We start from the raw sequence: 18,544 nt of genomic DNA, 5'->3' as shown, positions 1-18,544 counted from the left end.
TTAGCCAGAAAAGCGTCACCCTTCGGGGTGGCGCTTTTCTGCGTTAACGCGCAGAACGGGAGACCACTTGGTGCGTGTGCGCTGACGAACTCGCCAGTCGCAGGCTGGAGGAGAAAGCCGGGAAGAGGGGGTGGGGCGCCTGGTAACCAGCCGAGCGCCCCACCAACGTGCCGATTCCGTTGACACCAGGGATCAGGTTCCGGAGACGGAAATACGGCACGAGAACCGCTGGCCACGCAACGATATGCGGAACCAGCGGAAGTGGTCTACCAAATGTATCGAGGGCAAACATATCCGGCAACACCCGAAAGGGTGAATGGCGGGTTAGTCGCGGGTGATCTCCACTTGGAGCCCCAACTCCCGAGATTTATAGATCGCTTCGGTCCGCGAGGTCACTCCAAGCTTTCTGTAGATGTTCTTAAGATGCGACTTCACGGTATTGACCGAAATGTAAAGGGTCTCAGCGATCTGAGCAGAACTGCTTCCCCGAACGAGTTCCTTGGCGATGGCACGCTCCCGATCGCTCAGCGACAACGAATCTTGAGGCCGGATGACTACCGTTAGGCCATCGAGCCGCTTCACTAGGGCGCCAACCTCCAGAGGCTGGTTTCGGGCAGCCGCCCGAGTGAGCATCGACTGAACAGTCTCACTTGGCACGAGCCGGAAAGGGCTGAACAGACGATTGCGCGCCGCCAGTCGCAAAGATCGATCGAAGGCGACATCCGATGCCTCTTCGTTTCCCAGGCAGAAGTTCGCTGCGGCCTTGAGAAGAAATACATCGGCAAGGTTTCGGCTCGAGTGAGCGTCGCCGAGAGTTTCGCAATCGCGCAACGCCTCTAGCGCACCGCGGTAGTCACCCGTGACAAATCGCAAGTGAGCGACGAGCCGGCTCGGGCACACGGTGTGATGTTGCGTGGGGAAGAGCTGTGCCAAAACATCCCACGCTGTCCCAGAGTCGCCAAGCTGCAGGAACGCTGCCGTTCGCGAACCGCCAATCTCGGTAGCAACGAATCCGACAGGTTGCCAACCGTCGAGGGCATGAAGCGACGAACGCAACAGGTCGAGGCCTTCGTGGGGTTTGCCAACGAACAGCTCAACGAACGCTTGCGCATAGAGTCCTAACGGCTCCCAGTCGGTTTCAACAATCGCCGATTTCACCCGCGCGATCTTGCCGTCTGCGGCGTCAGCACCCCGCTGGTTTACGCTGATCAGTAGGTCGGCGATCAACGCAGGAGCGTTAAAGCGGCTGTCCCGGAGCGCCGGACTAGCGCCGGTGGACTCTGCCCTCGAGACATAGCTCAACGCATGTTCAAAGTCTCCGAGGAAGAACTGGATGAGCGCCAGGCCACCGAAAACCTCAAGCTGATCTGCTACACCTAGATTCGTTTCGGCGAGCGACCCTGCAATGCGATAGTCGGCCTTCGCACGGTCGAAGTCACCACCGTGCAGGTAGACGGCGCCGCGGTGCAACGCGATTTCGGCAGTGAGCGGAATTCGTTTGGCCAGGGGAATGACGTCGGGACTCTCGACAATTGAGTGCGCGATGGTAATTGATGCCAATGCTTCGTCAAGTCGTCCGAGCGAACGGAGGGCCGCAGAATGATGAAGGTGATGCGTGGCGCGCACCAACGGGGGAGTTGTTGGACTGAGTAACGCTAGCGCTGCCTCGAAATAAGGAAGGGCGGCTGACCGGTTTGTTGCATCAATCGATCGAAAGCTTGCGGCATAACACGTTACGAGCCATGGGTCGTTGTGCCACAGTTCGGGAGCTGCGGAATCGAGGAGTTGACGGATTCGTGAGCCATCGGAGCCCACCAGTTGCGGCCAAACCTTGCTGAGTTCAGTGAGCGCGGCGGCAATACCTTCGTCGGTTTGAGCCGCGTCGAAGGCGCGCTCAAGCGTTCTCACATCGGCTGTCGCCATCTTCTACCCCCTCTTCGAAACTATTGTCTCGATGAGTTCGTGGTTCTCGCCTAGTCGGGTGGGTGACGCGAGAGTAGTAAGACTACCCCGCCGCAGGTATCGGCGTGTCTGGCTTGCGTTTGTTTCTGTGAACCCCCCATAATGGGCACGTTGCATTATTGACCCCCGAACGTGTGACACATCCCGATAGAGCTACCCGGAATCCCCCGCCGGTCTGACTCGCTTCCCCGCGCGTCAGGTTCGAATATGTTCCGAGTCGTTCGCTACCCGAGAGCGAATCCCGAAGTGAATAACTTTAAGGTGCGTTGGCGCGCCGCAAATCGAACCCCCCGATTCGATAAGTCCACTGGACAACCGCGAAAGCGTTGGTCTTTGCGTGACACTCGCGGTATTTCCGCGATCGTTGCTTTGGCCCTGGTAGTTGGATCTGGCTTGGCTGTTGTCTCTGTGTCATCGGCTGCCGAAGCTCACACGCCGAGCATCTCTGTCACGTGTGAAGGCGTCACGGTAACCGGTAAGTACTACGAGGCAAGCGGTTCTCGCGAAGGCCAGCAAAACCTCATCAAGTTCCAGCTTGAGGGTGGCAAAGAGCAAGTAATTCCCTTCAGCAAGAACGGTGAGCACTTCTTTGCGTTCCCCAACTCCACTGATGCCCACACCTTCACCGCATCGGTGACAGCGTGGAACGACCCGACGAACACCAGTTGGAACCGTACGTGGACGAAGACGTCAACGCCGTGTGTCTCTCAGAGCATCGTCAACGTCACGGCATCGAGCTGTGATGTACCCGGCGGCACCACCGGAATCACTGCAACCTTCAAGGGACTCGTCGCGGATCGCAAGTATGAACTGACTCTTTCTGGCGGCGCTGCGGGAACCCAAACAGTCATGTACACGCCGACTCAGACCACTGGTAGCTACACGTGGCAGGGAATGGTCGCAGGCGGAACCTATGAGGTGAAGATCACAGACACCACCAACCGTGCTCTTACGGCCTGCAAGACGGTTCAGTCGCTCGCTTGTCCCGAGACTTCAGGAATCGCCATTGTTCCCAACGAGTGCAGCGTTCCTGGTGAAGGCGCATCCATCAAGGTGAACCTCAGTGGCCTCGTCATTGGTCGCGAATACCGCGTCAGTATCGTCAACGCTGGCTCAGACGCCGTCGTTGACAGCCACACCTTCGTCGCTAACTCAGCAACAGGTGCCTACAACTCACCGGCAACACCCTCGGCTAGCTACTACGCGACTGTTGTAGACACGGGGGCAGCAAAGGCTGTGCCGCTGAAGAGCGCAACGCACACATTCCTTCCGTGCCCCGAACTGCTCGTCAAGCCGACCCTGATGGCTACCCAGTGCAACGTCGTCTCTGGCGATGCTGAAGGCGAAATCACGGTTGCGGTTGAGGGCCTCGTTCCTGGCCGCTCGTACACCGTGGTCATCACCGACCCGGCTAACAAGCCGGTACTCACGAACAGCAACTTTGTTGCGACTACTGACCGTTTTGATGCTGAACTGAAAAACCTCGCCGAAGGCACGTACACGGCAACGGTTACTGATGTCATGTTGCCCAACAACACAGCGAGTGCTTCTGCAACGCTGCTTCCGTGTGCCACTAACGACACGACGGTCGAACTGACCGCCGAACAGTGCACGGCTCCTGGTGGCACCGCGGCACTCACCGCTACCGTGTCCAACTTCAGCGTCGGCCGCGACTACACCGTCACACTCATGCGCGACAATGTCGCCGTTGGTGCAGCCCAGAAGCTTGATTCGCGAACCGCTGACGCACAGAAGTTCACCTTCGACGGGCTCGCCCCGGAGAAAAGCTACCGCGTAGTGGTAACGGACACGCTGTCGGATCCCACTGTCACCGCTGCTGCCGACATGTATCTCGCCGCATGCCCGGGAAACCCGATCGTGATGATTAGCCAGACCGAGTGCAACGTACTGGGTGCATCGACAATCGCGGTCTCCGCAAGCGAGCTCGTTGTCGGCCAGAACTACACCGTCACAGTCATCAACAAGGTGACCGGCAAGGCAGTCGAAGGAATCGCACCGATTACCTTCGAAGCGGACCTGCCCACACTTTCGCTCAACATCACCGACGTGCCGAACGGAGAGACCTACACCGTCTCGATCGTCAACGCCGACAAGACATTGAGCGCCGAAGGCGACATCACGCTGGAACTGTGCGACCTGCCCACGTTCCCGCTTCCCCCCGAGGAGCCACCCACAACGGTGCCCCCGACGGTTGACTTGCCGACACTAGACCTGCCGACATTGGCGTTCACAGGCTCGAGCACAATCGCTCCGACACTCGCTGGACTCGGGTTCCTGCAGCTCGGATTGGTGCTCGTAGGGTTCAGCGTGGCGCGACGACGTTCGGTAGTTCGCGAAGGCTGATCCCGACTGTTCGGCGGGTAACTTCGGTTGCCCGCCGAACCTTCTCTCACGGTTTCTCGCACAGCGCACTCTTGCGCTGTGCGATTGGCCGTTAACGAGGTTTTCGCGAACTAGTCTCGAACTATGAGCACAGTAGGTGGCCCCCATCGTGGCGGTCGGGTCAGCGGCGGCGACTATTCGGCACAGAAAGCCGCCAACGCAGCAGCCCCCAAAGTTCCTCACCTCTTGCGGCGTATCGCAGAACTCTTTGAGCCCCACCGCGCGGCTCTAGCGCTCACCATCACGCTCGTGCTCATTGGCGCTGCGGTTAGCGTTCTCCCACCATTGCTCACGAAGCAAGCGTTCGACGAGGGGCTGTTCCCCGCTGGCGGGCCCAACATTCCCATATTGATGCAACTCGTCAGCATCATGGTCGGACTCTGGGTTGCATCCGCAGCCCTCGGCGTGTGGCAGACCTTTCTCACAGCAACAGTCGGCAACAAGGTCATGGGTGCCCTTCGGGTACGGCTTTTTGACCAACTCCAGCACATGGAACTCGCTTTCTTCACGCGAACCAAGACCGGCATCATCCAATCACGACTCCAGAACGACGTCGGTGGTGTCGCCGGAGTATTGAACAACACTGTCTCGAGCGTTATCGGCAATACGGTGACAGTGATCGCCGCGTTCATCAGCATGCTGGTTCTCAGCTGGCAGCTCACGATCGTCGCCATCATCGTGCTGCCAGGCATCGTTATTGCCCAACGCCGAGTCGGTCAAGTTCGTGCGCGAATCGCCACCAAAACTCAAGAGTCACTGAGCAACATGACGGCGATCACTCAAGAGTCACTCAGTGTTTCAGGCATCCTGCTGTCGAAGAGCTTCAACCAACAAGACGTGGAAACCGAACGCTACTCCGACGAAAATGAGCAGCAGGTTGGCCTTCAAGTGCGCCAACAGATGAGTGGGCAATGGTTCTTCGCGACCGTCAACATCTTCCTCTCCATCATCCCCGCGATTGTCTACGTCGTCGCCGCCTATCTGATTACCGATGGTGTCGATGTCACTGCGGGCACAATTGTTGCCTTCACTACAGTTCAGGCGCGGCTCATGTTCCCCCTGCTTGGTCTCATGCGCGTTGCGCTTGATCTGCAAACATCTTCGGCACTCTTTGCCCGCATCTTCGAGTACCTTGACCTCAAGCCGGCCATCACCGATAAGCCTGATGCCCACGAGGTCCGGCCCAAAGCGCTTGGCGCCGTCGCGTTCGACAACGTGACCTTTAGATATCCGGATGCTGACGCATCCACTAAGGCCACTCTCGACTCGGTCTCATTCTCGATCGAGCCTGGGCAGTACGCTGCCTTTGTCGGGCCGTCTGGTGCTGGAAAGACAACGGTCTCGTATCTGATCCCTCGTCTGCACGAAGCGAGCGAGGGCAGAGTACTTTTCGCCGGCGATGATGTGCGAGATCTCACGCAAGACTCACTCATCCAAAACATTGGCATCGTGAGTCAAGAGACGTACCTCTTTCATGCGACGATCGCCGAAAACCTCTCCTATGCACGACCGGACGCCACAATCGATCAACTCGAGGCGGCCGCCCGCGCGGCCAATATCCACAACACGATCATGTCGTTCCCCGAAGGGTACGCAACCGTGGTCGGGGAGCGCGGTTACCGCCTGTCGGGCGGGGAGAAGCAGCGCATCGCGATCGCTAGGGTGCTTCTCAAGGACCCGAGCGTGCTCATCCTTGATGAAGCAACTAGTGCCTTGGATTCCATTTCGGAGCGCACCGTTCAAGGTGCACTGGACACTGCATCGCGGGGCCGTACGACCATTGCTGTAGCGCACCGCTTGTCGACGGTGCGTTCCGCCGACGTGATTTTCGTTGTTGATGGTGGTTCGATCGTGGAACGGGGAACCCACAGCGAGCTCATCACTCTGGGCGGCGTCTACTCGCGGTTGTATGCGGAACAAAACCGTACCGACTAGTTGACGTGTCTTAACCCGACTTTTGCGGCGTCGCAGAGTCCGTCGAAGCGGGCGTAGGCTGGCATAGTCCTCGGGGTTGCGGACACATTGCTTTCTGTCGCGCCCACATCGGGCACTCTCTACGCAAGGATTAGATTGACTACCGTTGTTCATCCCGGTGACTCGCTCTCTGCTCGCCAAAGACTTGTCTATGTTTTGGTGCTTGGGGCGCTGACTGCCCTCGGCCCGTTCACCGTTGATCTCTACCTCCCAGCATTTCCGCTGATTGAAGCAGATCTGCAGACAACGGCTGCCGTTGTGCAGCTCACCCTTACCGCGACCACGCTTGGTTTTGCCCTCGGTCAACTGATTGTCGGCCCGCTGAGCGATCGCCTCGGTCGGCGCCTGCCACTGATCGTTGCTACAAGCGTTCACTTGTTAGCGAGTCTCGGAGTGGCGCTCGCCGGCAATATCGAGTTGCTGTTCGTGTTCCGGCTCATTCAAGGCATGGGCGCTGCTGCGGGCGCTGTGGTCGCCATGGCTGTCGTTCGTGACCTCTTCGGAGGTTTACCGCTCGTGCGCATGTTGTCTCGGCTAGCGCTCGTGCAGGGCTTGGCACCGATTCTGGCCCCGCTCATCGGTTCGCAACTGCTACTGATTACCCCGTGGCGTGGAATGTTTGTCTTCCTCGCAATCTATGGCGCACTCGTGTTGATGGCTGCCTGGTTCTTCATCGTCGAGACCCTCCCAGCCGCACGTCGCCGCGACTTCGGCCATGCCACCACTCGTGAGCGCTACAAGTCACTCTTCACCGACCGCGTATTCGTGGGCACCGCAATCATTGCGGGCATGACGTTCTCCGGGCTATTCGCCTACCTCGCTTCGTCTCCATTCCTGCTACAAAACGTCTATGGTCTTGACCCGCAAGCTTTTGGGCTTGTTTTTGCCGTGAACTCCATCGGCGTCGTAATCGGTGTTCAAACGAGTGCATTCCTCATGCGGTATGTCGGCCCACAGTGGATCCTTGCGGGGGCTGGTGTCATGCTGCTGCTGTCTGCATCCACCATCGTCTTCTTGGATGTGGTGAACGGCGACCTGATTACCGTGCTGATTCCTCTGTTCTTCTTTGTCATGGCGTGTGGTTTCTCGTTCCCCTGCACCCAAGTGTTGGCGCTGGCAAATCACGGGGGAGAGGCTGCTACTGCAGCATCCGTTCTGGGAGCCGTGAACTTCGGTTTGGCCGGTCTTACCTCGCCCATTGTGGGAGCGTTCGGAATTACCAACGCGATTCCTATGGGCATCGTTATGGGAAGCACCGCGATTGTCTCCATCATCGTGATGTGGACCGTCGTACGTCCGCGCTCGGTGCCCGCCCTCTCGCGGTAGAAAACGATCGATCGCTCTGAGGTCGATCAAGCACTGATCGTGAGCGGCCAGGCACAGTCGTGGGTCGGCACGCATAGAGCGAATTGTGAGGATGCGCCGCTAGCGTAGGAGAGTGAACAACGATCTCCCTCACGCGGACGCGCGCCGCATCACCGCACTGTGGCCGCTCATCAGCGGGGTTGGCGCACTTGCTCTCGCTGTTGTGCTCGGAGTGCTCATCGCTACGCGAAACAGCCCCTTCAGCCTTGATCAGCTCTTGCTCGCGGACTTCGTGAATATCCGCTCCCCGCTCTTCACAATGCCAGCGCTGGCCATGAACTTCATCGGCGGCGGCTGGTTCGGTGTGTTCGTTGTTCCTTTGGGTGGCGCACTCGCGTTTTTTCTTGCCAAGCGACGATGGGCTGCGTTCTATTTCATCGCAGCCGCTGCAGCGAGCGCGGGAGTTGTCCAACTCCTCAAGACCACCTTCGGTCGCGCACGGCCAACAGAGATTCTGGTTACGTCCGATCTTGGTTCATTCCCTTCTGGGCATGTTGCAAACGCGGCGACGCTTGCTGTGGTGCTCATCATCTTGCTGCAACGGCGCTGGGTCTGGATCGCCGGCATTATCTACACGATCCTGATGATGGTCAGCCGCACCTACTTGGGCGCTCATTGGCTCAGCGACACGATCGGCGGTGCACTGATCGGAGTTGGCGTTGCCGTGATTCTGTGGGCACCGTTCGCACGAAAACTTTCCGCCGAAACCGGGTAACAGCGTTGCGATACAGCTCGGGCGCACCGCGACTCATTATCCGAAGGGGCACTCGCGGCCCCGTTCGATAAACTCAGGACATGACGGATGCCGCAGCGCAAGTAGAAGCAGCCAAGAAGGCCCTAGCCGAAGCACAGGCCGCGCTCGCGGCAGCCGAGGCGGCGTCTGCAGAGACGAAGGCAGCGCAGGCGGAAGCAGCGCTAGCGGAAGCAGCGCAGTCCACGACAGCAGCGCCTGAGCCAGCAGCGCAGTCCACGCCAGCCGCGCCTGAGGCGGCCGCGCCTGAGCCAGCAGCGCCCGAGCCGGCCGTGTCGAAGTCAGTTTCGTCGAATTCGACAAGTGGCCCGCTCAGTGCTGATGAAGTTAGCGCGATTCGCGACGGTTATGCGTTCGAGGGCGAGGTGCTCGAAATGGGAGCGCTCGTCAATGGTGATGCTCTCTCTGACGTTCCTGTGCGCATTCCTATTGCGATGCTCAATCGCCACGGCTTGGTTGCTGGCGCAACGGGAACCGGCAAGACAAAGACATTGCAGGTACTCGCTGAGCAGCTCTCGGCTGCCGGTGTCCCCGTTTTCGCGGCCGATGTCAAGGGGGACCTTTCCGGCATTGCCACCGCTGGGACGTCAAGCGAACGGTTGCTGGAACGTACAGAATCGATCGGTCAGGATTGGCAGCCCGCGGCATCCCCGACCGAATATTTCACGCTTGGCGGGATGGGCACTGGCGTTCCGATTCGCGCAACCGTGTCGAGTTTTGGGCCGCTGCTGCTGTCGAAAGTGCTCGGCCTCAATGACACTCAAGAGTCGAGTCTCGGCCTAATCTTCCATTACGCAGATCAGGCGGGGTTGCCCCTTGTCGATCTCAGCGATTTGCGGTCCGTTGTTCAGTATCTGCTGAGTGACGATGGCAAAGCCGAGTTGAAGACCCTTGGCGGGCTTTCTTCGGCAACCGCTGGTGTCATCCTGCGTGAGCTTATTGGCTTCGCCAACGAGGGTGCTGATGCGTTCTTTGGTGAACCTGAAATCGACACTTCGTTGTTCTTGCGCACTACTGCCGAGGGCAAAGGCCTTGTGAGTTTGCTCGAAATTCCGGGAGTAAATGACAAGCCGGCGCTGTTCTCAACGTTCCTGATGTGGCTTCTCGCTGACCTTTTCAATGACCTCCCCGAAGTGGGAGACATTGATAAGCCCAAGCTCGTCTTCTTCTTCGACGAAGCGCACTTGTTGTTCAATGACGCGTCAAAGGATTTCATCGACTCGATCACTCAAACAGTTCGGTTGATTCGCTCGAAGGGTGTTGGCGTGGTTTTCGTGACGCAGACGCCGAAGGATGTTCCGAGTGACGTGCTCGCGCAGATCGGTTCGCGTTTCCAACACCAGTTACGAGCGCACACTCCGGATTCGGCTAAGGCGCTCAAAGCGACTGTGTCGACCTATCCGACCTCAGGCTATGACCTCGGTGAGGTGCTAACAAGCTTGGCCACTGGTGAAGCAATCATCACGGTGATGAACGAGAAGGGTGCACCCACTCCGGTGGCCTGGACTCGTCTTCGCGCACCTCGAGGCTCAATGTCTCCGACGGTTGCGGGTGTTATGGAGGCAGCGGTTGCGGCTTCACCGTTGATGGTGACCTATGGCACTGCGGTTGATCGGGAATCTGCGCGCGAGATCTTGGCAGTGAAGATGAATGCTGCCGCCGAAGCGGATGCCGCGGTTGAGGCGGCCGAAGAGGCAGAGAAGGTGGCGAAAGCGACTGCCAAGGAGCAGGCCAAAGTGCAGGCAGAGTATGAGCGCGCGCTCAAGGACATGAACAAAAAGACTGCGCCAAAGTCGTCGACGCGCACCACTCAGCGCACCTCGACGCGCAAACAACCGAACGTTTTGGAAGGCGTCTTGGGTTCACGAACTGGACAGACGGTAGTGCGAGAGGTTCTTCGCGGGATTTTTTCTACGCTCAAGAGGCGCTAGAGCGAGCGCGCCGTTTGGCGCATTCGCGAGTTGTTTCCGTTCCAGTACGCGGTGCCATACCCCCGCGTTTCTGGGGTTCTCGGCGGCAATTCGTGCGAGAAGTGGGGTGTGGGGCCGGCCCATGCCGTTCGCTGTTGCCAAATTGTGATCATCCAATTTCGCTAAAACTGGTTGCGTTCACTTGTCAAACTCAACGGTTCGCAGTTTACTGGGCAAGGTCCGATTCACTTCTTGAACGGAACAGCACTCACTTTCCAATGGAGGAACACAGAATGCGTAAGCCACTTTCCATTATCGCTGGGGCGGTGGCCTTGGGCCTCGTTCTCGCGGGCTGCTCAAGCAACACCGGGTCAGACCCGGAAAACGCTAACCAGGTTGAGGTATTCACCTGGTGGGCATCAGGATCTGAAAAGGTCGGCCTCGACGCTCTCGTCAAGGTATTCCAAGAGCAAAACCCGGATGACGAGTTCATCAATGCTTCGGTAGCTGGCGGCGCTGGCTCCAACGCAAAGGCTGCGTTGGCATCACGTCTCGAAGCTAACAACCCGCCGGACACGTTCCAGGCCCACGCCGGAGCCGAGCTCACGGACTACATCAACGCCGGTCAACTTCAAGACCTCAGCTCGTTCTATGAAGACAACGGGCTCACCGACGTCTTCCCCGCGAGCCTCGTAGAACGCCTCACCGTTGACGGCGCCATCTACTCCGTCCCCAGCAACATCCACCGTGCCAATGTCGTTTGGGCCAACACTCAGGTGCTCACGGATGCCGGCATCGACCCGATGGCTGCCCCCGCTGACATCGACGCGTGGCTTGCAGACCTCGAGAAGCTCAAGGCTGCCGGAGTCGAGACGCCTCTCGCACTCGGTACCGAGTGGACTCAGATGCAGCTCTTCGAAAACGTTCTCATCGCTGACCTCGGCGCAGACGGCTACTCGGGACTCTGGACCGGCGACACCGCTTGGGACGACGCAGGAGTAGAAACTGCGATCGGCCACTATGGCGACCTGCTCGAATACACCAACAGTGACTTTGCTGGTCTCGACTGGGATGCTGCAACGCAAATCGTTCTTGACGGCAACGCTGGTTACAACGTCATGGGTGACTGGGCCGAGTCTGCGTTCCAGCAGGCTGGCTGGACTTACGACAATGAGTACACCACTTGGGCAACTCCCGGCACCGACGGAGTCTTCGACTTCCTCGCTGACTCGTTCACTCTCTCGGTAGGCGCTCCTCACGAAGCAGCTGCCATTGACTGGTTGACGACCATCAGCTCTGCTGAGGGCCAGAAGGCATTCAACCTTGCTAAGGGTTCGATCCCGGCACGTACTGACACGGTTGCCGCTGACTACCCCGCGTACCAGCAGACCGCTATCAAGTCGTTCGGTGAAGACACCGTTGTTAGCTCGCTCGCACACGGTGCAGCAGCAAGCATTGCTTGGTCGGGAGACATCTCCTCGGCCATTGGTAAGTTCGGTGCCGACCGCGACGCAGCATCGCTGCTTTCCGGACTCGTCGCAGCTTCTGACAAGGCTCAGGGCTAACTAGCACAACGAGACATGGTGGGTGGGGGCAGTAATGCTCCCACCCACTTCTACCGTGGCAACCGAGGAGCTTGCGCGTGAAAAAGGGCTATAAAAACTGGGGGCCACCGCTCCTACTGATCACACCGACGATCATCGTCATAGGCGTATTCGTGTATGGCTTGATCGGAGCTAATATTTCGGTGTCGCTCAGCAACCGGCACAGTCTTGTGCCGGCGACCGAGTTCGTTGGTCTCGACAACTACTTCGCTCTCTTCGCAGAAGAGCGCTTCATCCACTCGCTGCAAAACCTCGGTGTCTTCACCGTGTTCTTCATCGGTGGAACCATGCTTTTCGGCTTCTTGTGGGCGTGGATGCTCGACAAGGGCGTTACCGCTGAGGGTGTCTTCCGCTCGGTGTTCCTGTTCCCGATGGCCATCTCGTTCGTGGCATCCGGTGTCGTGTGGCGCTGGTTGCTCAACAGCGCTGAGGGTGATCGCGCATCCGGATTAAACCGCATTTTCGAGATCATGGGTCTCGACTTTCTCCAAAACGCGTGGTGGAGTGAACCGGGTTGGGGCATGGCGGCAATCGCCCTGCCCGCGATCTGGCAACTTGCCGGCTACGTCATGGCGCTGTTCCTCTCCGGGTTCCGCGGAATCCCGATGGAGTTGCGTGAAGCAGCCCGCATGGATGGCGCAACCGAGTGGAAGCTCTACCGTTACGTGATCTTCCCCCAGCTGAGCCCCGTCGCGCTCTCAGCCCTCATCATCGTTGGCCACATGTCGCTCAAGGTCTTCGACCTCATTATGGCGATCACGAAGTCGATCTACCAGACAGAGGTTCCCGCAACCTACCTGTGGGTTGCTCTCACCGCTAACGACTATGCAAAGTCCGCAACGATCGCGACAATCCTGTTGCTCTTCGTCGCCGTACTGATCGTTCCTTACCTCATCTATACGGCTCGTTCAGAGAGGAAGCAGCGATGAGCGTCACTACTGAAACCAAGAAGCCTCGCATCTCAAGCAAGATGGATATGCCGGGAGATTCGACGCTCCGCAACCGTAAGCGTGTGAGTCGCACCATCAAGTACGTGTTCCTCGTACTGTTCCTGATCGTTGTGCTCATGCCCGTCTACGTGCTTATCGTCACGAGCCTCAAGCCACCACAGGATGTAAACCCGGCAACCTCATGGGGACTACCCGTTCGTTGGCCCTGGGAACCCGCTCTCGAGGGCGGACCCACCGGTTTCGACAACTGGTCGCTCGCGTGGAATGCGCTTTCGGCATCCATTGGTCGCACCTTCTTGTTGGCGATTCCTGCCGCACTCATCGCCTCATTCTTGGGCGCAATGAACGGTTTCGTGCTCGCCCGCTGGCGCTTCCCGTATGCCGACATCGTGTTCACGGTCATCCTGTTCGGAATGTTCATTCCTTACCAGGCGATCATGACTCCGCTGGTGCAGATGAAGACAACGTTGGGGTTGCCGAGCGATATTTCGACCCTGCTGATTGTTCACGTTATTTATGGTCTGCCGATTTGTACGCTGATCTTCCGCAACTACTACGCGAGCATTCCGCACGAGTTGATGGAAGCATCGCGCATGGATGGTGCCGGGATGTTGCGCACCTTTGGCAGCATCGTGTTGCCACTGTCGCTGCCTGGCTTCGTTGTGACCATCATCTGGCAGTTCACCTCGGCGTGGAACGACTTCTTGTTCGCGTTGTTCCTGTCTAACCAGAACGAGGGGCCAGTGTCGCTCTCGCTCAACAACCTGGCACAGGGTGCCCAGCTCGCTAACTACGGTGCTGCAATGGCTGGTGCGCTGCTCGCATCGCTGCCAACACTCGTCGTGTACATCGTGCTCGGAAAGTACTTCATCGGCGGACTCATGAGTGGGTCAGTCAAGAGCTAGTTCCCCGTACGGCAGAGTGCCGCGGTATCGACATTCGCTTCGGCGGTGGCGGTACCGCGGCATTTGTCGTTAAGCGGCGTGACGCGTTGAGCGGCGTGATCCGTCAAGCGGCGTGACCCGTCAAGCGGCGTGATCCGTCAAGCGACAGGTGTCGTTACGCGGAGTGGGCTGCTATGCACCGTGCGCTATGGGCGCTGCTCCGCTAGGCAGTGATGGAACGGATGAGCGCGAGCACACCCATGAGGATTGCCGCCGTAGTGACGGTGCCCCCGACCGCGATGATAGCCACGAAGACCGGGTGGCGCTCCATGAAGTAGAGGGCGTGTGGGTGGTCCTCACGGAGTTCACCGGTAGAGACTGCGCCGGGAATGGTGACGACGGGAACGTCGAATTCTGCAGCAACAACATCCATATCTGCTTGGGTCCAATACTGGCCGCGCATGCGAAGCAGGCGCTTATTGTTCGCGCCCAAGATGACCATTTGCGGGCGCGTCTCTGAGCCATCACTCGTATAAACCTCTGCCCGCAATAGTGAGACAGCATCGGATTTAGCGAAGTGGGTGAGTCGTCCGAAGAAAAACCCACGCTCAGTCACCATCGGTGAAGCAGGACCAATCCAGATTGCACTGCGAAAGTAAGAGACGGATGCCGCAACGGCCGCGACTATGGCCGCAACGTGGGTTAGAGCAACAGCTAGCCACGGGCCGTTGGGCACGGTGAGGGTGTAGAGCACGCCGAATACCGGAATGGTGAAAGCGAGCCCAGCAAACAAACCGCGGCGAAAGAGGGATATTGGTGGCCCGAGTCGACGACGCAAGTCATTTCGCAAAGGTGCGCTGCTGTCGATCTCGTGCGGCAACGGCGTTCCCTTCGTATTTTCGCAAATCGCGATCACAACGGGTTAGAGCGGAGAATGGGGGATTCGAACCCCCGAGGGCTTGCACCCAACACGCTTTCCAAGCGTGCGCCATAGGCCACTAGGCGAATTCTCCTGGCGAATCGAACGCGCGATAGCGCAAACGACCTCATGTGATCATAACGGGGTGAACCGTTCAGCGGTAATCGGGCGCGCGTCGCGGCAACCGTTGTGTCTGCCACGGGCGATCGCGGGCTGCCAAAGATTTGGGTAGACTGGTTTCGGCTCCTCGCGTGGCGCCATCCAGGCCAACTCCCCCAGGACGGAAACGTAGCAAGGGTAACCGGGCTCTGGCGGGTGCGCGAGGGGTCTTTTCTTTTCCGTCACGGACTCCTCTTCTCTGTGCCGGGGAGGATTTTCGGGCCCGTTTCCTGTTCGCCGCGTAGTCTGAAGCGGTGGCGAGGAACATTTACATTACTTCCATCGAGGGCCACGCTGGCAAGTCCACCATCGCCCTCGGTCTGCTTGACACGCTCAGTCGTGAAGCGACACGGCTCGGGGTATTCCGGCCCGTCGCGCGAACCAGCGATGAGCGAGACTATGTGCTTGAGATGTTGCTTGGCCATGATGCTGTCGATGTCAGTTATGACGATGCTGTTGGCGTTGGCTATGACGATGTACATGCCGATCCCGAAGCCGCACTGAGCCGCATCATTGAGCGGTTCAAAGCAGTCGAAGCGCAATGCGACATCGTGGTGATTCTCGGTTCTGATTACACGGATGTTGGCAGCCCGACTGAATTGTCGTACAACGCGCGGGTCGCGGCGAACCTGGCAGCCCCGGTCCTCCTTGTTTTGGGGGGTCAGTCTGAGGATGGCGAGAGCCGTACCCCAGACGACCTTGCTCAGGTTTATGCGATTGCCCATCAGGAACTTGATGCCGCTTTCGCACAATTAGTTGGCGTGGTGGTCAACCGTTCTGATCCAGAGCAACTGCCGGAGATTATCGCCGGGGTGAGTGCTGCGGTCGGTGGGGATACCCCGGTGTGGGCGATCCCTGAAGACCCTTTCTTGATTGCTCCGAGTCTGGCATCGCTACTGGAGGCGGTCGATGGTGAGCTGCTCAAGGGCGATCGCGAACTTTTGTTGCGTGAGGCTCTCGGCGTGGTTGTCGCCGGGATGACGATGGAGAACGTTCTTACTCGATTGATCGAGGGTTCGGTTGTTGTGGTTGCCGGCGACCGATCGGATGTGCTGCTAGCGACTCTGATGGCGCATGCGTCTGAGACGTTCCCGTCGTTGGCTGGCATCATCCTAAATGGCGGGTTTGACCTGTTGCCGCAGATCGAACTTCTCATCGATGGTCTCGATTTGTCGTTGCCGGTTATTCGTACCGGATTCGGCACCTATGACACGGCCCGCATTATTACGAAGACGCGGGGGCGTTTGGCGGCAGATTCGCCCCGCAAGTTCGACACCGCTCTTGCCCTGTTTGAGCAGCATGTTGATGCCGAGGTGCTTGTGCAGCGACTCGATCTGCACCCGTCAACGGTGGTTACACCCCTCATGTTCGAATATGGGTTGCTCGATCGTGCACGACAGAATCGGCAACACATCGTTCTTCCTGAAGGCGGAGATGACCGCATCCTTCGGGCATCGAGCACGTTGTTGCGTCGCGGCGTCGCGAAGCTGACGATCCTGGGAGACGAGGGAGAAATCCGCGGTCGGGCCGCTGAGCTTGGTCTCGATATCTCGGCTTCGAGCATCCTGAGCCCTTGTGATGCGGAACTACGCGAACGCTTTGCGACCGAGTATGTGAAGTTGCGTTCCCACAAGGGCATGACGATGGAGGTCGCCCGCGAGACGGTCACCGATGTGTCCTACTTTGGCACCATGATGGTGCACTTGGGGCTGGCAGACGGCATGGTTTCTGGGGCAGCCCATACAACGGCCCATACGATCCGTCCGAGTTTCGAAATCATCAAAACCAAGCCCGATGTCTCAATCGTGTCGAGTGTGTTCTTGATGTGTCTCGAAGATCGGGTGCTGGTTTACGGCGACTGTGCCGTGAACCCTGACCCGGATGCCGCCCAGCTCGCTGACATCGCAATCTCGTCGGCTGCGACGGCCGCACAGTTCGGGATTGACCAGCGCATTGCGATGCTGTCGTACTCGACGGGGTCGTCTGGCAGTGGTGCAGATGTCGACAAGGTTCGCGCGGCGACAGCTCTCGTCGTCGAACGCCGACCAGATCTGGCCGTCGATGGGCCCATCCAATATGACGCGGCAGTGGATGCTGCGGTTGGCAAATCAAAAATGCCAGACTCAGAAGTCGCCGGCCGAGCTACGGTCTTCATCTTTCCCGATCTCAACACCGGCAATAACACCTACAAGGCTGTTCAACGCAGTGCCGGAGCGGTTGCCATCGGGCCAGTACTGCAGGGCCTCCGCAAACCCATCAACGATCTCTCGCGGGGTGCGCTTGTGCAAGACATCGTGAACACCGTTGCAATCACCGCGATTCAGGCTCAAGGGGTTGCCGCCCAAGTTGAGGCAACCGCCGCGACCGCTAAGGCGACTGCAGCCGTGACTGCGACCTCAGCCGCGACCGGCACCACCGCCGCGACCGGCACCGAGTCCAACACGCACCGAAAAGCAGGCAAGCACTCGTGACAACGGTCTTCGTCGTGAACTCGGGTTCTTCATCCATCAAATGGGAACTTCTGGATGCCGAATCCGGCTCCGTCTACAACGGCGGCATCGTGGAACGCATCGGCGAAAGCGGTGGGGGAGCGGCAGACCACGACGATGGGATGCGACAGATTTTGGCGGAGCTCGGGAACGAGCATCCGGCAGTCGTTGGTCATCGTGTGGTGCACGGGGGAGCGGAGTTCACTGCGGCTACCGTCATCACCGATGAGATCGAGGCGCGGCTTGACGAACTTTCGGTGCTCGCGCCGTTGCACAACCCGGAAAACTTGAAGGGCATTCGTGCTGCGCGAGCTGCCTTCGCAGCTGTTCCCCACGTTGCCGTCTTCGATACCGCATTTCACGGCACGCTTGCGCCCGAGGCCTACACGTATGCAATCGACGCTGACGTTGCCCGGGAGCACGGCATCCGCCGGTACGGGTTTCATGGCACGTCCTACCGCTACGTGGCTGGCAGGGCAGCGGAGCTCCTCGGCCGTGAACTGAGTGAACTCAAACTCATCGTGTTTCACCTCGGCAATGGTGCATCGGCGTGCGCCATCGACGGCGGTCGCAGTATCGATACCTCGATGGGGATGACGCCACTCGAGGGACTCGTCATGGGAACACGGTCGGGCGATATCGATCCCGGGGCGCTCTTCCACCTCGGTCGCGCCGGAATGACTGTGCCCGAATTGGATCAACTCCTCAACCGTAGAAGCGGCCTGCTGGGAATGACCGGAACCGGCGATATGCGCGACGTGCAGTCAGCCGCGGAGTCAGGAAACGAGAGCGCCAAGGCTGCGCTCGCCGTCTACTACCACCGCCTTCGTCACTACCTCGGCGCGTACCTGGTGGCGCTTGGCGGTGCAGATGCCATCGTCTTCACGGCAGGCGTTGGAGAGAACAATCCGAACACGCGCCTCGCAACCGTCGAGGGTCTCGAAGGGCTAGGGATTGTGATCGATCCTGAAGCCAACGCTCAAGCGAGCCGAAGCGAGCGCGTGATTTCGGCATCCGATTCACCGGTGAAAATTCTGGTGATCCCGACGAATGAGGAACTTCAGATCGCCCGCGAATCGGTCGCTGCGTCGAATCTCTAGGTAGATCTGCGTTGGGTATCCGACGCACTCAGCGTCTTTCGTGTGCCCGGTTTGGGTGCCTTGTGCGCCTTCCG

Annotated in this window: 12 protein-coding genes, 1 tRNA gene and 1 other RNA gene; 11 read left to right on the top strand and 3 right to left on the bottom strand. The window is 58.8% G+C overall.

The genetic code is table 11. The features are described from left to right. Nucleotides 1-324: 324 nt before the first annotated feature. On the bottom strand, nt 325-1,923 hold the full coding sequence (locus ACOH1Z_RS10050; RefSeq protein ID WP_449648356.1) for a helix-turn-helix transcriptional regulator: 1,599 nt from the start codon (nt 1,921-1,923) through the stop codon (nt 325-327). A 372-nt stretch (nt 1,924-2,295) separates the two neighbouring features. Here ACOH1Z_RS10050 and ACOH1Z_RS10045 point away from each other — a divergent pair, with 372 nt between their 5' ends. The 8 genes from ACOH1Z_RS10045 (at nt 2,296) to ACOH1Z_RS10010 (ending at nt 13,824) form a co-directional block, all read left to right on the top strand. After that, nucleotides 2,296-4,326: an RTX toxin gene (locus tag ACOH1Z_RS10045; protein WP_449648355.1), complete on the top strand. Its 2,031-nt coding sequence runs from the start codon at nt 2,296-2,298 to the stop codon at nt 4,324-4,326. Between the two features lie 123 nt (nt 4,327-4,449). After that, nucleotides 4,450-6,300, top strand: a complete 1,851-nt coding sequence (locus ACOH1Z_RS10040; protein WP_449648354.1) for an ABC transporter ATP-binding protein — start codon at nt 4,450-4,452, stop codon at nt 6,298-6,300. Between the two features lie 135 nt (nt 6,301-6,435). Continuing rightward, on the top strand, nt 6,436-7,665 hold the full coding sequence (locus ACOH1Z_RS10035; RefSeq protein WP_449648353.1) for a multidrug effflux MFS transporter: 1,230 nt from the start codon (nt 6,436-6,438) through the stop codon (nt 7,663-7,665). A gap of 112 nt (nt 7,666-7,777) precedes the next feature. After that, complete coding sequence (locus ACOH1Z_RS10030) at nt 7,778-8,419, top strand: phosphatase PAP2 family protein (protein WP_449648352.1); 642 nt, start codon at nt 7,778-7,780, stop codon at nt 8,417-8,419. An 80-nt stretch (nt 8,420-8,499) separates the two neighbouring features. Further along, nucleotides 8,500-10,386, top strand: coding sequence for a helicase HerA-like domain-containing protein (locus ACOH1Z_RS10025; protein WP_449648351.1), 1,887 nt, complete (start codon nt 8,500-8,502; stop codon nt 10,384-10,386). Between the two features lie 272 nt (nt 10,387-10,658). Further along, a complete protein-coding gene (locus ACOH1Z_RS10020; protein WP_449648350.1) occupies nt 10,659-11,930 on the top strand; it encodes an ABC transporter substrate-binding protein in 1,272 nt (423 codons plus the stop codon). Between the two features lie 77 nt (nt 11,931-12,007). After that, nucleotides 12,008-12,898: a carbohydrate ABC transporter permease gene (locus ACOH1Z_RS10015; RefSeq protein WP_449648349.1), complete on the top strand. Its 891-nt coding sequence runs from the start codon at nt 12,008-12,010 to the stop codon at nt 12,896-12,898. Beyond that, complete coding sequence (locus ACOH1Z_RS10010; protein WP_449648348.1) at nt 12,895-13,824, top strand: carbohydrate ABC transporter permease; 930 nt, start codon at nt 12,895-12,897, stop codon at nt 13,822-13,824. Before ACOH1Z_RS10015 ends, ACOH1Z_RS10010 begins: the two co-directional genes overlap by 4 nt. 202 nt (nt 13,825-14,026) lie before the next feature. Here the strand turns inward: ACOH1Z_RS10010 and ACOH1Z_RS10005 are convergent, their stop codons facing one another. Further along, nucleotides 14,027-14,683 carry a hypothetical protein gene (locus ACOH1Z_RS10005; RefSeq protein WP_449648347.1) on the bottom strand — a complete coding sequence of 219 codons (657 nt, stop codon included), beginning with the start codon at nt 14,681-14,683 and terminating at the stop codon, nt 14,027-14,029. Nucleotides 14,684-14,731: 48 nt separating this feature from the next. After that, a tRNA-Ser gene (locus ACOH1Z_RS10000) sits at nt 14,732-14,816 on the bottom strand. A 144-nt stretch (nt 14,817-14,960) separates the two neighbouring features. Between ACOH1Z_RS10000 and ffs the strand changes: the two genes are divergently transcribed. From ffs to ACOH1Z_RS09985, 3 genes are all read left to right on the top strand, one after another. After that, nucleotides 14,961-15,057, top strand: an RNA gene (gene ffs / locus ACOH1Z_RS09995) — signal recognition particle sRNA small type. A gap of 78 nt (nt 15,058-15,135) precedes the next feature. Next, nucleotides 15,136-17,352, top strand: a complete 2,217-nt coding sequence (gene pta, locus ACOH1Z_RS09990; protein ID WP_449648346.1) for a phosphate acetyltransferase — start codon at nt 15,136-15,138, stop codon at nt 17,350-17,352. Next, entirely contained in the window at nt 17,349-18,470 is a 1,122-nt protein-coding gene (locus ACOH1Z_RS09985; RefSeq protein ID WP_449648345.1) for an acetate/propionate family kinase, read from the top strand. The genes pta and ACOH1Z_RS09985 overlap by 4 nt, the downstream gene beginning before the upstream one ends. Nucleotides 18,471-18,544 lie beyond the last annotated feature (74 nt).

The organism is Rhodoglobus sp., from assembly GCF_053580035.1.
Note: the sequence above shows the minus strand (reverse complement) of the source record. Positions and strands in the feature narration are given on the sequence as shown.